Source organism: Sneathiella limimaris (genome assembly GCF_012932565.1).
Lineage (GTDB): Bacteria > Pseudomonadota > Alphaproteobacteria > Sneathiellales > Sneathiellaceae > Sneathiella > Sneathiella limimaris.
Map to the genome: position 1 here is coordinate 796,391 of NZ_JABBYJ010000001.1, position 12,895 is coordinate 809,285.

A 12,895-nucleotide genomic window follows, 5' to 3' on the forward strand; every position below is an offset into this window, starting at 1 on the left:
CTTTTGCCCAATTGTTAATCACTCTTTCTGCGCAGTTGATGGATCTTAGAAAGATATTTGTAGTGCTCTTTTTCTGATTGAATAATTTGGGTGAATTCTCGGCTATGATCAGATCCGTGATCATTCGACATAGCTCTTTCTTTTTCAACCCGCTGCCAATAACGATGTTTTCGATCTGCTGTGCGGGCCATATCTCTGCTTAATCCCATATCGTTCCCTCCAATTATCGCTATATACCTAATTTATGTAGGGCGAAGACGTAAAAAAACGACAAAAAAAGCCGGTGAGTTTCACCGGCTTTGTCAGTTTATCCTGATAAGTTTAATTTAGCTCAACCAACTTACCGTTTTTGATAACTGATTTGTGGTTCGCAGGATCTGCAGCCATCATGATGTCTGCTTCGGGGTTTCCATTGACAATCAACATGTCAGCTTTAAACCCTTCCTTGATCTGACCGCGATCTTCATATTGCATACACGCGTGTCCAACAGATGTCGCTGCTTTCAGGCTGTCGATTGGGCTCATGCCGCATTCAACCATATAGGCAAGCTCCATGGCGTTTTTACCATGCAGGTTGAAAGGTGTCCCAGCATCAGTTCCCATGGCAATTTTCCCACCTGCTTTGTAGAACATAGAAAAGCTCTCCTGGTGGCGGTCATACACTCGCAAAGACTTCTCGACTGCATAGGCTGGAATGCCATTATCTTTGTTGTTGATGATGTTTTTCACAGCAGCAAGTGTCGGAACCAGATAAGTGCCTCGCTCCAGCATGGCATCCAGACATTCTTGATCCATGAAAATGCCATGTTCAATAGACGTGATGCCTGCATTTACCGCATTCATGATGCCTTCAGCACCCTGCGCATGAGAGGCGGTTGAACGATGGAAGCGGTTTGCCTCATGGACGCCTGCTTTCATTTCTTCTGCAGAGTAGTGGGCGTCTTCAGGATTGACGCCTGGGGTCATCACACCGCCGGTGGCCATAATCTTAATCAGGTCGCTACCTGCATGGACCTGTTCGCGGACTGCTTTGATAACCTCATCGCAGCCATCTGCAACACGGCCATAGCGGTTTCCGTGCCCACCTGTCATGCAAATCATGCGACCGGATGCCATGATATTTGGACCCAAGAAGCGCCCTGAATTAATCGCGTCACGGACAGGGAATTCGATATAGTCTTTACCACCACAATCACGAACTGATGTAATGCCGCTTTTCAGGGATGTCTGGGCATTTTCGAGAACCCGAAGTGCGAGCTCAGAAGCACTAGCGCTTTGGACGCTGTTATGTGGATTGGCTTCACCCCGATAAATCAGATGCACATGACAATCGGCAATTCCTGGCATCAAAGTAGCGCCAGTTGTATCAACTTTTTCACCTTGATAGTCAGCGAATTTTTCAATCGGCGCGACGTCTTTAACTGTGTCGCCTTCGACCAGAACGGCATAGTTTTCTTTGAGGGGGCCAATGCCGTCAAAAAGGAGCCCGCCAGAGTACAGTACTGTTGACATATGAAACCTACTTCTTCGAATTTTAGTGCAAATAGGGAAATGTGGTGCGGTATTTTGTTTGGTATCCCACAATTATGGCATGGGAACAGAGCCAATTTCCAGAAAATAAATTTTTCCTTATGCCTTGCGGTCTGATGTCATTTGAAGGAATGCATCTTCCAAATCGGGCTCTTCTGTTGAAAGGTCTGTAATTCCGAGACCGCTTTCAGACAGGTTGCTCAAGATTTGGCCAATATCAGTTTCACTGGGTTTATATTGAATTGTCAGTCGCCGACCATGAGATAAGGAGGGTGAATAAGGGTGTAAACTTGCCGGGATCACATCTATGTCCTGGTCCAACACGATGGTAATTGTTTTGGCATCCAGTTTTGATAGCAAATTTTCAGTGGGTTCACATGCAACGACTTCACCGTGATTGATAATTGCTATCTGGTCACAGAGCTCTTCAGCTTCTTCCAGATAATGAGTGGTCAGTATGATCGTGGTCCCTGCCTCGTTCAGTTTTCGAATATAACTCCAAAGTTGTTGGCGAAGCTCAATATCCACGCCAGCCGTTGGCTCATCCAGAATAATAACATCTGGGCTGTGGACCATGGCTTTTGCAACAAGCAGGCGCCTTCGCATGCCACCTGACAAAGTCCGAGCATAGCTGTCAGCTTTATCTGTCAAACCCATTGCATGCAGGATCTCATCTGTCCTGCGTTGACTCTTCGGAACACCAAAGAGGCCGGCTTGAAATTCCATTACTTCGCGAGCGGAGAAAAAGGCATCCAAGTTCAGCTCTTGTGGGACAACGCCGAGGGATCGGCGGGCTAAGCGCATTTGGCTGTTGATGTCGTAACCACACACTTTTGCACTGCCAGACGTTTTATTGACCAACCCAGCCAGAATATTAATCAGTGTAGATTTACCAGCACCGTTGGGTCCGAGCAGACCAAAAAAGGATCCTTTGGGCACATCCAATGAAATGCCTTTTAAAGCGACCTTGTCAGCCACCTTTCCTTTTCCTTTGTAGACTTTACGAAGGTCCCGCACTTCAAGCGCGTTTTCAATTGAAGCGGAGTAAGCGGGGGATGCAGCCATGGGAATAGAACCTGAAATTTGTGATGTTTGCTGCGCTTTTCAACTTGCGAAAGCACTATTGTTCGATATCATCCGACCCAAGTCTTATTGAGCCGTTGCGACATGATTTAATGTCTCAGGGCATTTGTTGCAAGTAGCATGAGCCAATAACGGAAAGTGAAGAGGTTATGAGCGCACCTGATAAAGTTGAGGTTGAAACCCTTAAGGTACATTGTGATGGCGGTAAGGGAGCCCTAGGTCATCCCCGCGTTTATCTGAACCTGGGAGACAAGCATCAAGTTGAATGCCCGTATTGCGGCCGAGAATTTGTGCTGAAAGAAGGCGCGAAAGTATCTGACGCCCATTGAGGCGAAACCCCAAAGTGATTTGAGAGGAAGAGTATGAAGGAAGCCGATGTCACTGGCGATCCTAACCAGAAGCACCGCGTCTATCTTGTAGATGGTTCCGGCTACATTTTCAGGGCCTATTTCGCCATGATCCGGGGTCGGGGTCCAATGACCCGCTCGGACGGAACACCGACCGGTGCCGTGCTTGGTTTTTCCAACATGCTCTTCAAGCTGATCCAGGATACTCAAAGTGATGAGCGGGTCAGCCACCTTGCGGTTATCTTTGATACCAGCCGAAAAACTTTTAGAACGGATATTTATCCGGATTATAAGGCCAATCGCGATGCGCCGCCCGAGGATCTGGTCCCACAGTTTCCTCTGGTTAGGGAGGCGACCCGGGCCTTCAATGTGCCTGCAATCGAGAAAGCGGGGTTTGAAGCGGATGACATTATCGCCACTTATGCGCGGCAGGCGCGTGAGCAGGATATGGAATGTGTCATCGTGTCTTCTGATAAAGATTTGATGCAGCTTGTCGGGGGTCCTGTCACCATGCTGGATCCGATGAAGAATGTTCCGATCGGAGTGGATCAGGTTCATGAAAAATTTGGGGTAGGTCCAGACAAGGTCGTAGATATTCAATCGCTTGCCGGAGACAGTGTTGACAATGTTCCCGGAGTTCCGGGGATTGGCATTAAAACCGCGGCTCTTCTGATCAACGAATATGGGGATTTGGACACGCTTCTTGAGCGGGCTGGTGAAATTAAGCAGAAAGGTCGCCGTGAAAAGCTTCTTGAAAATGCAGAACAAGCCCGGATCAGTCGTGAGCTGGTGCGCCTTAAAGATGATGTGGAATTGGAAATCAATGTCCGGGATCTTAATATACGGGACCCAGAACCAGATGCGCTAAAAGATTTCCTGAAAACCAACGAATTTAGGCAATTGAGCAGTCGGGTTGCTTCTTTTTATGGACCAGAATTTGCGGTCACGATTGCTTCGCAGAAGAAAGAAACCGAAGCATTGGCGGCTCCGACCAGCAATGTTGATCTCAAATCCGTTGAGAAATCCTATTCCACAGTCACTAAAATGGACGATCTGCACAAATGGATCCAGAAAGCTGAAAAGATAGGGCATCTCGCAATCGACACGGAAACGACTAGCCTGAGTCCAATGGCGGCAGAATTGGTTGGGATATCCCTGTCAATTGATCCGGGAGAGGCTTGTTATATCCCAGTAGGTCATCGTAAACCTGCGACGCAGGGTGGCTTTGATTTTGGTGATGGTGCTGATGGTTCGCAGGATGATCACGGTATTCAGCAGCTGCCTAAATCAGAGGTCATAAATGCGTTGAAAGGTATTTTGGAAGATCCAGGTATCCTGAAGATTGGTCAGAATATTAAATACGATATGACAATTCTGGCTAAGGAGGGGATTAAGCTCTCGCCTATCGATGACACCATGCTTCTTTCTTATTGTTTGGACGCGGGTCTACATGGGCATGGAATGGATGAACTATCCAAGATGCATTTGGATATTGCACCGATCCCTTATAAGGAAATTGCGGGTACAGGAAAGTCACAGATTAGTTTCGCTGAAGTTCCAATCGAGAAAGCTACAGAATATGCAGCCGAAGATGCGGATATCACGCTTCGATTGCACAAACTTTTAAAACCAAGTCTGTTTCGCAAAGGGGTAGCGACCCTCTATGAAACAATTGAGCGTCCCCTTGTTCCTGTCATATCCATGATGGAGCAGAATGGTATTAAGGTTGATAAAGCTTACCTAAGCCAACTCTCAGAAGATTTTGGGGCAAGGATGGAAGCCCTGGTGGCGGAAATTCATGACCTTGCTGGTGAAGAATTTAATGTGGGATCCCCAAAGCAGCTAGGGGAGATCCTTTTTGATAAGATGGGCTTGCAAGGTGGCAAGAAAGGGAAAACCGGCGCCTATACGACGGATGTCACGGTCCTGGAGACATTGGCAGCCGATGGTGTGGAGTTAGCTCAGAAGGTTCTTGATTGGCGGCAGCTGTCAAAACTCAAGAGTACTTATACAGATGCGCTTCAGGCACAGGTTAATGCAAATACTGGGCGGATCCATACTTCCTTTAGCCTCGCGGCCGCAGCAACGGGTCGGTTAGCATCCAGTGAGCCTAACTTGCAAAATATCCCTATTCGAACAGAAGAAGGGCGGAAGCTTCGAAAGGCCTTTATTGCAGAAAAAGGCTGTAAGCTGATCAGTGCTGATTATTCTCAGATTGAGCTTCGGATACTTGCCCATATTGCCGATATTGAAAGCCTGAAGCAGGCCTTTGCAGATGGGCTGGATATTCACGCAAAAACAGCTTCTCAGGTTTTTGGGATCCCTCTAGAGGGGATGGATCCGATGATGCGGAGATCTGCCAAGGCGATCAACTTTGGAATTATCTATGGCATCAGTGCTTTTGGTTTGGCGCGTCAGCTGGATGTCAGCCGGACCCAAGCACAAGACTACATCAATGCTTACTTCGAGCAGTATCCCGGTATTCAGCGCTATATGGATGAAACAAAAGCCTTCTGCAAAGATAAAGGATATGTTGAAACCTTGTTTGGCCGGAAAGTCCATTTGCCAGGTATTAACGATAAGAATGGTGCTCGCCGGAGTTTCTCTGAGAGAGCGGCCATTAATGCCCCTATTCAGGGAACTGCGGCTGACATCATTAAGCGGGCGATGAAAAGGCTTCCCGCCGCGCTGGATGAGGCAGGTCTCGCTGCCAAGATGCTGCTGCAGGTCCATGATGAACTTATTTTTGAAGTTCCTGAGGCGGAAACAGATAAAACGACCGAAGTCATTCGAGATATTATGGAGAATGCTGCAGCGCCTGCTGTGGAAATGGCGGTACCATTGATCGTGGATGCCGGAATAGGAGATAACTGGGGCGAAGCGCACTAGTTTTTCCAAAAAATTAGAAAGTACAGATCATGCTCACTGTTCTCAGTGTGATCGGTCCCGTATTTGCGTTGGTTGCGCTGGGATATTTCAGTGTCCGGTTAAAACTGTACCCGGATGCTGGCGTGTCGGGGCTAATCAGTTTTGTAAATAACTTCGCGACGCCCTGCCTGTTGTTTCAGGCCATGCTTCGTGTTGATTTCCAATCCACATTCAATCCGCAATATCTTTTTTCCTTTTACCTGGGTGCCTTTATTTGTTTTGGCATTTCATTCGCGATCGCCAAATTGCTTTTTCATCGCCGGAATGGGGAATCTGTCTCAGTTGGTTTTTCAGCCTATTTTACAAATACTGTCCTTCTGGGCTTGCCGATCATTCAGCGCGCTTATGGGGATGAGGCTTTGCCTTTGCTTTTTGCGATTGTTGGTTTTCATGCACCGCTTCTGATGAGCTTTGGCATGGTTGTTATGGAATTCGCGCGGCGCGATGGGGAACCTTTGGGGAAAGCGATTGGTGAAGCGATCGCACGTGTTCTTAAAAATCCCTTGTTGATCGGGATTTCTCTTGGAATTATCATGAACGTTGCAGGGGTTGATTTGCCCCATGTGCTTGATGATGCAACAAAGATGATGGCAACAGCGGTCTTACCCGCCGCGCTCTTTGGGCTTGGTGGGGCGTTGGTGCAGTACGAGTTGCGAGAGAGTTGGGGTCAGGCCCTGATATCCAGCATGCTCAAGCTTGTCTTACATCCATTGATCGCATTTATATTCACTTATTTTGTGTTCGATCTATCAGCTGATCTCGTGAAGGTTGCGACCCTGACAGCAGCCATGCCCTCAGGCTTGAACGTATATATCTTTGCGACTTTTTATAATCGATCTACCGATATCGCAGCGAACACGGTGTTGCAAAGCACTGTTCTTGGGGTCGTCTCAATCTCAGGCTGGCTCTTGTTTTTGCAGCTGATTCTCACCTGATTCGCATGTGAATTTTAGAAATTAACTATATTTATGGTTAACGCATGCCTCGTCCTTGTCCCCCAAATGGATGAAATCGACCGAAATTAGTTAAAATTTTATGAAATATCTCTCATTTAGTTTGATCTGAGAGCTATTTCACAAGATTATACCCTCATATTATCTATTGAGTACTCGGTAATTCAGATTTCACGAGGGGTTAAAATGAAAACATTAGTAAAATCTTTGGCAGGTGCACTTGGGGCAGTAATGCTGTTCGCAGCCTCCACACAAGCAGCGACAGTTAGTGTTAGCTATGATGAGCCGCTTGTTGATGTTGGTGTTCCAACAGCAGACTCAACATCTGGTCTAGTTGAGCAGGGCGTTTCTGGTTCAATTGGTGGTCAACGTCGTTCACCATGGGAAACAACAGCTAACCCAGGTTATACATACACATCTGTATATGGAAATTCATCTGCGACTTTCTTATTGGGTTCTTTGATGAACAGCCTGACATTCATGTGGGGTTCCGTGGATACTTATAACACTATGGAATTCTACAACAATGGTAACAAGGTTGATACCGTTGTGGGTCAAGATGCGATCAATGAGGGGGCAACACCAGGTCTGGAATTCATCATTGCGACTATTCTGACAGATGCTTATTTCGATGAGGTTCGCTTTATTTCTGACAGCAATTCCTTTGAGTTTGCAAACGTAGAAATTTCGGCTGTTCCACTTCCTGCTGCCTTGCCACTTTATGGTGCTGGCGTGGCGATCCTTGGTTTCCTTGGATGGCGGAAGCGTCGCGCAGCTGCATAAGTAAGACATAACATCTTCTTTTAAGAAGCGGTGATCATCTGATCGCCGCTTTTTTATTTGCTCAACGCTTGTGTTCCTTACGGCCTGACGATATGAGAACTGCATCTCACCCTGATCTAAAGGATTTATGTGATGAGCGACAAAGATATCTACAGCGATTTGCAGCAGTTGGGACAACAAGCTGAGTTGCCGGCATCTCCAGAAGAAGCTGTTTTAGAAAAAGTCCCAAACCCCCAAGCCGGCACAGATTATATGGTTCGGTTTGTTGCGCCGGAATTTACCTCTCTCTGTCCAATTACGGGGCAACCAGATTTTGCGCATTTGGTTATTGATTACGTTCCAATAGACAGTCTTGTAGAAAGTAAGTCGTTGAAACTGTTTTTGGGCTCCTTTCGTAACCATGGAGCTTTCCACGAAGATTGCACTGTTTCAATTGGCAAAAGGCTCGTTGAGCTACTTGATCCAAAATGGCTTCGAATTGGCGGTTATTGGTATCCAAGAGGAGGTATCCCGATAGATGTCTTTTATCAAACTGGGCCCGCACCTGAAGGAGTTTGGATCCCGGATCAGGGTGTCCCTGGGTATAGAGGGCGAGGCTGAACCTCAATAATCAGATTTTGAAACTGATTTCCGTCCTTTTTTGAGCGCACCCCGTTGCTTTTTAGCATCCACGCGCCTGACCTTTGAAGCTCGGGTTGGTTTTGTCGGTATCCGCTTTTTGGGACGTTCGGAGGCTTTCGCAATAAGAGCTGCCAATCGGGCACGAGCGTCTTCTCTGTTGCGGCTTTGAAGTCGGTGGGTATCGGATATAATGACAATAACGCCTTCTTTCGTCATTAGATGGCTAGCTACGTTTCTGAGTCGTGCAAATACGTAGGGTGGAATTGAAGGGCTATTTTTTGCATCAAATCGAAGTTGAACGCTTGTCGCCACCTTATTGACATTTTGCCCACCTGGACCAGAGGATTTGACAAAATTTTCTTCCAACTCCTGATCTGGGATCGTGATATTTGGCGTTACGGTCAGCATCAAGAAACAAAAGGCCCGATTGCTCGGGCCTTTCCTATAATTAGAGCATGGCTGCCAGAACTCTGTCCGGCGGTGTGTGACCATCAATGAATGTCTTGATATTGATGATTACCTTCTCACCCATATCAATCCGGCCTTCTATGGTTGCAGATCCCATATGGGGCAGTAAAACAACATTATCCAGTTCTAAAAGCTTGGGATTGACGGCAGGCTCATGCTCAAACACATCAAGGCCAGCCCCGGCGATTTCACCGTTTCTCAGCATCCGCGTAAGCGCATTTTCGTCAACGACTTCGCCGCGGGAGGTATTGACTACATAGGCGTGCTTTTGAAGTAGCTTTAATCGGCGGGCATTTAGTAGGTGGAAAGTTCCCGGTGTATGTGGGCAGTTAATGGATACGATATCCATCCGGGCCAACATTTGGTCCAAGCTTTCCCAATAAGTGGCTTCCAGCTCTTCCTCAATATAGTCAGGGAGCTGGTTGCGATTGTGATAATGAATGGACAGACCAAAGGCTTTTGCACGCCGTGCAACAGCCTGACCGATACGTCCCATACCAACTATTCCAAGTCGTTTCCCCCAAATTCGGTGACCCAGCATCCCAGTAGGAGACCATCCAGCCCATTCACCAGATCGCATCAGGCGTTCACCTTCAGTTAATCTTCGAGGGACTGCCATGATGAGCGCCATCGTCATGTCAGCAGTATCTTCCGTCAAAACACCGGGTGTGTTGGTTACGGTTATGTTTCGCTGACGAGCTGTTGCCAAATCAATATGGTCGACACCTGTGCCAAAGCTTGCGATGAGCTTTAAGTTTGGGTTGGCTTGACTGAGGACACCAAGGTCAATTTTGTCTGTCACCGTTGGAACTAGAACGTCCGCCATTTGAGCGGCTTCGACCAGTTCCGTTTGGGACATGGGCTTGTCTTCGTGATTTAGACGTGTGTCGAACAGTTCCATCATCCGAGCTTCAATTGCTTCAGGCAATTTTCTTGTGACAACAACAATTGGTTTCTTTTTGGTTGTACCTGCCATCTGTGAGGCCTCTCTTTAGGGTCTCTTATATCTTGATATTCCCATTTTTCTAGCAGATCGCGTTTGAGGACACAATCAGATGGACAGACTTCTCATGCTTTTTTTGATTTCTTGACCCAGTTCATTTGACTCCGCATAAAGGGCACTTGTTATGAAAACTGATATCAGGGTTGAAACTGTGAAATCTTGGAAGAAATTTGGGGCTCTAGCGGTTATCCTCCTTATATTGTCAAACATGAGTGCACCCTTAGAGGCTGCGAGCTCTAACGTACCCCGGTTTGTGTCATTATCTTCTTCCAAAGTGAATGTCCGGGTTGGCCCCGGTAAACGATATCCGATTTCTTGGGTCTATGTTCGAAGTGGCTGGCCCGTTGAAATTATTGCGGAATATGAACTTTGGCGTCAAATCCGTGATGTTGAGGGGGCCACAGGCTGGATCCATTCCAGTTTGCTTTCAAACCGAAGAACGATTCTGATTACGGGCGAGCAACGACCTGTTTATGAAGACGCCACGACAGAAAGCAGTGTTATCCTTCTGGCGGATCCAGGCGTTCAAGGTCGTTTGCTAGAATGTGATGGCCGCTGGTGTCTGGTGGATATCGCAGGCAACGAAGGATGGCTTCAGACAGGTAATTTCTACGGCGTTCACGAGAACGAAAAAATCCGTTAGTCAGCGAGATCAGAAAGCAACGCTTCTCTGTTTGCATCAGACAATTTGGTCATATGGTTGTAGTTCTGATGATCGATTCCCAGAATAATCTCGCATGTTTTCTGCTTTACAGCCTCCATCTGAGTGGAAGAAAGCGGAAAGTGAAGAAAATGAATAGCTGAAGTTTTCCCTTCTGCTGTTGTCCTGTCGACATCATCTTCAGGAATTGCATTGGAACGCTCGCCGTCGATGGACATGTAAATCTTGTCTTCAATATAGCCCAAGCTATGAAGCATTCGATCTCTTCGTACCGGATCTTCAATCTCAATCATAAAAGTCGCAACAAACTCCCGACCGTTTGGAATAAGTGGATTATAGGCAGCAAGCTCGTCTTCGATCTGTTCTTCACCGCCCCGCTCGATGTAAAGCATTTCATGGATTTGGGACCACATAGTGTCGTAGTTCTCAAAATAAAAAGTGGCAAAAGGGCCGATATGGACCCTTCGGTCCCGTTTAATCCCAATCAGCTTTTCCTTATTGGATTTTCTGATTTTTTCGTATTCGGGAATGGACAAAATATCGGATCGGGTAATGTTCCGGTTTTCGGCACTCATAAAGTTCCTCCGTTAAGATAGTCCATATGCTTTGGCCATTAATTCAATAGGGTGGGCAGCTGTGAACTTGTCTGCATTATCTGCGCCCTGTTTTTCGATCCCCTGCAGTAGGTGTTCACTTGCAAGTGGACATTCTGATGCAACGGTTGTTGCTCCAGATTTCATGGCATTTTTCGCTGCTGTTCGCCCTACCTTTATGGCTGTTTCGAAATTATCTTTCATAATGCCCCAGGAGCCGCCATGACCTGAGCATTTTTCAATCACTGCTACCCGAGTATCGGGTATCAAGCGCAGCATTTCTGCTCCTTTGGCGCCCATATTCTGAGCCCGGGCATGGCAGGCTAGATGCATTGCAACGGGACCATCCAGTGGGGCCATCTCCTCGACCAAACCTTCTTTCTTGGAGATATCGACAATATATTCACTTACATCAAAGGTGGATTCTGCCAGTTTCTTAAGTTTCTCATTTTCAGGGGAGAGTAATGGCCATTCGAACTTGAGCATCAATGCGCAGGAAGAAACAAGGGCGATAATGTCATAACCGCGATCAATCCATTCACAGAGTTCTTTTGAAACCGTTTCCGCATTTTCTGTGACGGCCTTGATATCTCCTTGCTCGAGGAGCGGCATTCCACAACAGCCTGGATAAACAACTTCTGTTTCGACCCCATTCTTAGCGAGCACTTGCCGCGTTGCTTCTCCAATATTGGGGTTGTTGTAGTTGCCAAAACAAGTTGCATAGATAGCGACTTTTCGCCCAAATGCCGGTGCTTGTTCATTGATTTCAATTGGCTGAGCCTTCGCTCTATCCATAAGGGTTTGGTTATTGTACTTGGGCAAGGCCGCTTCTCGATGGATATGGAGTGTTTTCTCCATAATACCGCGTGTAAGACCGTTGTCCCTTTTTGTCGCCCAGTTGGCCAAAGGTGCAACTGGTTTGGCTAGTTTTCCATTGCGATCTGTTTTTGCCAATTGACCAGACACAAAGTCTGTTTCGCCTTTTTTCTGCTCTACTGCACGATAGCGGAGCATGAGGTGCGGGAAATCTAGATTAAATTCATGGGGAGGAACATAGGGGCACTTGGTCATAAAGCACATATCACAAAGTGTGCAAGCATCTACAACCGATTTAAAAGTGTCGGATGAAACTGAATCGAGCTCTTCCGTTTCGGATTCGTCGATTAAATCGAACAGTCTTGGGAAGGAATCACATAAGTTAAAGCACCTGCGACAACCATGGCAGATATCAAAGACCCGACGTAACTCTGCATCCAGAGCCTCTTCGTTATAGAATTCTGGGTTTTGCCAGTCGACAGGATGCCGAACCGGCGCCTCAAGGCTACCTTCACGCATGGGTGCCTCCGCATGTTGGGATCAAAAAGAGAATTTGGGAATATAGAAAGCTCTATATTCCCGTTGGTCGTTAGGCCATATCATCCAGGGCTTTCTGGAAGCGACCAGCGTGACTTTTCTCTGCTTTTGCTAGAGTTTCAAACCAGTCCGCAATTTCGTCAAATCCTTCATCGCGGGCTGTTTTGGCCATGCCAGGGTACATATCTGTGTATTCGTGTGTTTCACCGGCAATGGCTGCTTTCAGGTTATCAGAAGTATTTCCGATTGGTAGACCCGTTGCAGGGTCGCCTGCATCTTCTAAATATTCCAGATGCCCATGGGCATGGCCTGTTTCACCTTCTGCAGTGGATCTGAATACTGTAGAGACATCATTATATCCTTCGATGTCTGCTTTTTGCGCAAAGTATAGATAGCGGCGATTTGCCTGTGACTCCCCGGCAAATGCGTCTTTAAGGTTCTGTTCTGTTTGAGTTCCTTTTAAAGACATGACATTCCTCCAATTTTTAGCTAGCTCAGTCAGGATCTAGTTTATCCTAAATTAACTATATGTAATGTTTTTAAGGGATGTCAATTTCTTAGAATGTTTCTAA

At 46.8% G+C, this 12,895-nt stretch carries 14 protein-coding genes; 6 read left to right on the forward strand and 8 right to left on the reverse strand.

Annotated features, from left to right (window positions below):
• Nucleotides 1-14 precede the first annotated feature (14 nt).
• The 3 genes from HH301_RS03810 to HH301_RS03820 form a co-directional block, all read right to left on the reverse strand.
• Nucleotides 15-209, reverse strand: a complete 195-nt coding sequence (locus HH301_RS03810; protein ID WP_169566807.1) for a hypothetical protein — start codon at nt 207-209, stop codon at nt 15-17.
• Between the two features lie 112 nt (nt 210-321).
• On the reverse strand, nt 322-1,512 hold the full coding sequence (locus HH301_RS03815) for a metal-dependent hydrolase family protein (protein WP_169566809.1): 1,191 nt from the start codon (nt 1,510-1,512) through the stop codon (nt 322-324).
• 117 nt (nt 1,513-1,629) lie between these two features.
• Nucleotides 1,630-2,595: an ABC transporter ATP-binding protein gene (locus tag HH301_RS03820; protein WP_169566811.1), complete on the reverse strand. Its 966-nt coding sequence runs from the start codon at nt 2,593-2,595 to the stop codon at nt 1,630-1,632.
• A gap of 167 nt (nt 2,596-2,762) precedes the next feature.
• Here HH301_RS03820 and HH301_RS03825 point away from each other — a divergent pair, with 167 nt between their 5' ends.
• The 5 genes from HH301_RS03825 (at nt 2,763) to queF (ending at nt 8,224) form a co-directional block, all read left to right on the forward strand.
• Nucleotides 2,763-2,942 carry a zinc-finger domain-containing protein gene (locus HH301_RS03825; RefSeq protein WP_169566813.1) on the forward strand — a complete coding sequence of 60 codons (180 nt, stop codon included), beginning with the start codon at nt 2,763-2,765 and terminating at the stop codon, nt 2,940-2,942.
• A gap of 33 nt (nt 2,943-2,975) precedes the next feature.
• A complete protein-coding gene (gene polA / locus HH301_RS03830) occupies nt 2,976-5,849 on the forward strand; it encodes a DNA polymerase I (protein ID WP_169566815.1) in 2,874 nt (957 codons plus the stop codon).
• Nucleotides 5,850-5,878: 29 nt separating this feature from the next.
• Nucleotides 5,879-6,823 (forward strand): AEC family transporter, encoded by a 945-nt coding sequence (locus tag HH301_RS03835; RefSeq protein WP_169566817.1) that lies wholly within the window; start codon nt 5,879-5,881, stop codon nt 6,821-6,823.
• Between the two features lie 204 nt (nt 6,824-7,027).
• A complete protein-coding gene (locus HH301_RS03840; RefSeq protein ID WP_169566819.1) occupies nt 7,028-7,624 on the forward strand; it encodes an Npun_F0296 family exosortase-dependent surface protein in 597 nt (198 codons plus the stop codon).
• 132 nt (nt 7,625-7,756) lie between these two features.
• On the forward strand, nt 7,757-8,224 hold the full coding sequence (gene queF / locus HH301_RS17740) for a preQ(1) synthase (RefSeq protein WP_169566821.1): 468 nt from the start codon (nt 7,757-7,759) through the stop codon (nt 8,222-8,224).
• 3 nt (nt 8,225-8,227) lie between these two features.
• Here the strand turns inward: queF and arfB are convergent, their stop codons facing one another.
• Together arfB and HH301_RS03855 are read right to left on the reverse strand one after the other, a co-directional pair.
• Entirely contained in the window at nt 8,228-8,653 is a 426-nt protein-coding gene (gene arfB / locus HH301_RS03850) for an alternative ribosome rescue aminoacyl-tRNA hydrolase ArfB (RefSeq protein WP_169566822.1), read from the reverse strand.
• A 40-nt stretch (nt 8,654-8,693) separates the two neighbouring features.
• Entirely contained in the window at nt 8,694-9,689 is a 996-nt protein-coding gene (locus HH301_RS03855; protein WP_169566824.1) for a 2-hydroxyacid dehydrogenase, read from the reverse strand.
• A 151-nt stretch (nt 9,690-9,840) separates the two neighbouring features.
• Here HH301_RS03855 and HH301_RS03860 point away from each other — a divergent pair, with 151 nt between their 5' ends.
• Nucleotides 9,841-10,359: an SH3 domain-containing protein gene (locus tag HH301_RS03860; protein WP_169566826.1), complete on the forward strand. Its 519-nt coding sequence runs from the start codon at nt 9,841-9,843 to the stop codon at nt 10,357-10,359.
• On the opposite strand, the gene HH301_RS03865 is transcribed toward HH301_RS03860, so the two are convergent.
• The 3 genes from HH301_RS03865 to HH301_RS03875 all read right to left on the reverse strand — a co-directional run bounded on the left by HH301_RS03865 (nt 10,356) and on the right by HH301_RS03875 (nt 12,792).
• Entirely contained in the window at nt 10,356-10,952 is a 597-nt protein-coding gene (locus HH301_RS03865) for a DUF3501 family protein (RefSeq protein WP_169566827.1), read from the reverse strand. The two genes, HH301_RS03860 and HH301_RS03865, sit on opposite strands and share 4 nt — an antisense overlap.
• A 12-nt stretch (nt 10,953-10,964) precedes the next feature.
• The gene (locus HH301_RS03870) at nt 10,965-12,305 is read right to left on the reverse strand and encodes a heterodisulfide reductase-related iron-sulfur binding cluster (RefSeq protein WP_169566829.1); all 1,341 of its coding nucleotides are present in this window, start codon (nt 12,303-12,305) and stop codon (nt 10,965-10,967) included.
• Between the two features lie 70 nt (nt 12,306-12,375).
• Complete coding sequence (locus HH301_RS03875) at nt 12,376-12,792, reverse strand: rubrerythrin family protein (RefSeq protein ID WP_169566831.1); 417 nt, start codon at nt 12,790-12,792, stop codon at nt 12,376-12,378.
• Nucleotides 12,793-12,895: the final 103 nt, after the last annotated feature.

Excerpts from the sequence above, each read along its gene's own strand:
- HH301_RS03865 (WP_169566827.1), bottom strand. The coding sequence starts at position 10,952 with ATGAGTGCCGAAAACCGGAACATTACCCGATCCGATATTTTGTCCATT.
- HH301_RS03855 (WP_169566824.1), bottom strand. The coding sequence starts at position 9,689 with ATGGCAGGTACAACCAAAAAGAAACCAATTGTTGTTGTCACAAGAAAA.
- HH301_RS03815 (WP_169566809.1), bottom strand. The coding sequence starts at position 1,512 with ATGTCAACAGTACTGTACTCTGGCGGGCTCCTTTTTGACGGCATTGGC.
- polA (WP_169566815.1), top strand. The coding sequence starts at position 2,976 with ATGAAGGAAGCCGATGTCACTGGCGATCCTAACCAGAAGCACCGCGTC.
- arfB (WP_169566822.1), bottom strand. The coding sequence starts at position 8,653 with ATGCTGACCGTAACGCCAAATATCACGATCCCAGATCAGGAGTTGGAA.
- HH301_RS03860 (WP_169566826.1), top strand. The coding sequence starts at position 9,841 with ATGAAAACTGATATCAGGGTTGAAACTGTGAAATCTTGGAAGAAATTT.
- HH301_RS03875 (WP_169566831.1), bottom strand. The coding sequence starts at position 12,792 with ATGTCTTTAAAAGGAACTCAAACAGAACAGAACCTTAAAGACGCATTT.
- HH301_RS03870 (WP_169566829.1), bottom strand. The coding sequence starts at position 12,305 with ATGCGTGAAGGTAGCCTTGAGGCGCCGGTTCGGCATCCTGTCGACTGG.
- HH301_RS03820 (WP_169566811.1), bottom strand. The coding sequence starts at position 2,595 with ATGGCTGCATCCCCCGCTTACTCCGCTTCAATTGAAAACGCGCTTGAA.
- HH301_RS03825 (WP_169566813.1), top strand. The coding sequence starts at position 2,763 with ATGAGCGCACCTGATAAAGTTGAGGTTGAAACCCTTAAGGTACATTGT.
- HH301_RS03835 (WP_169566817.1), top strand. The coding sequence starts at position 5,879 with ATGCTCACTGTTCTCAGTGTGATCGGTCCCGTATTTGCGTTGGTTGCG.
- queF (WP_169566821.1), top strand. The coding sequence starts at position 7,757 with ATGAGCGACAAAGATATCTACAGCGATTTGCAGCAGTTGGGACAACAA.
- HH301_RS03810 (WP_169566807.1), bottom strand. The coding sequence starts at position 209 with ATGGGATTAAGCAGAGATATGGCCCGCACAGCAGATCGAAAACATCGT.
- HH301_RS03840 (WP_169566819.1), top strand. The coding sequence starts at position 7,028 with ATGAAAACATTAGTAAAATCTTTGGCAGGTGCACTTGGGGCAGTAATG.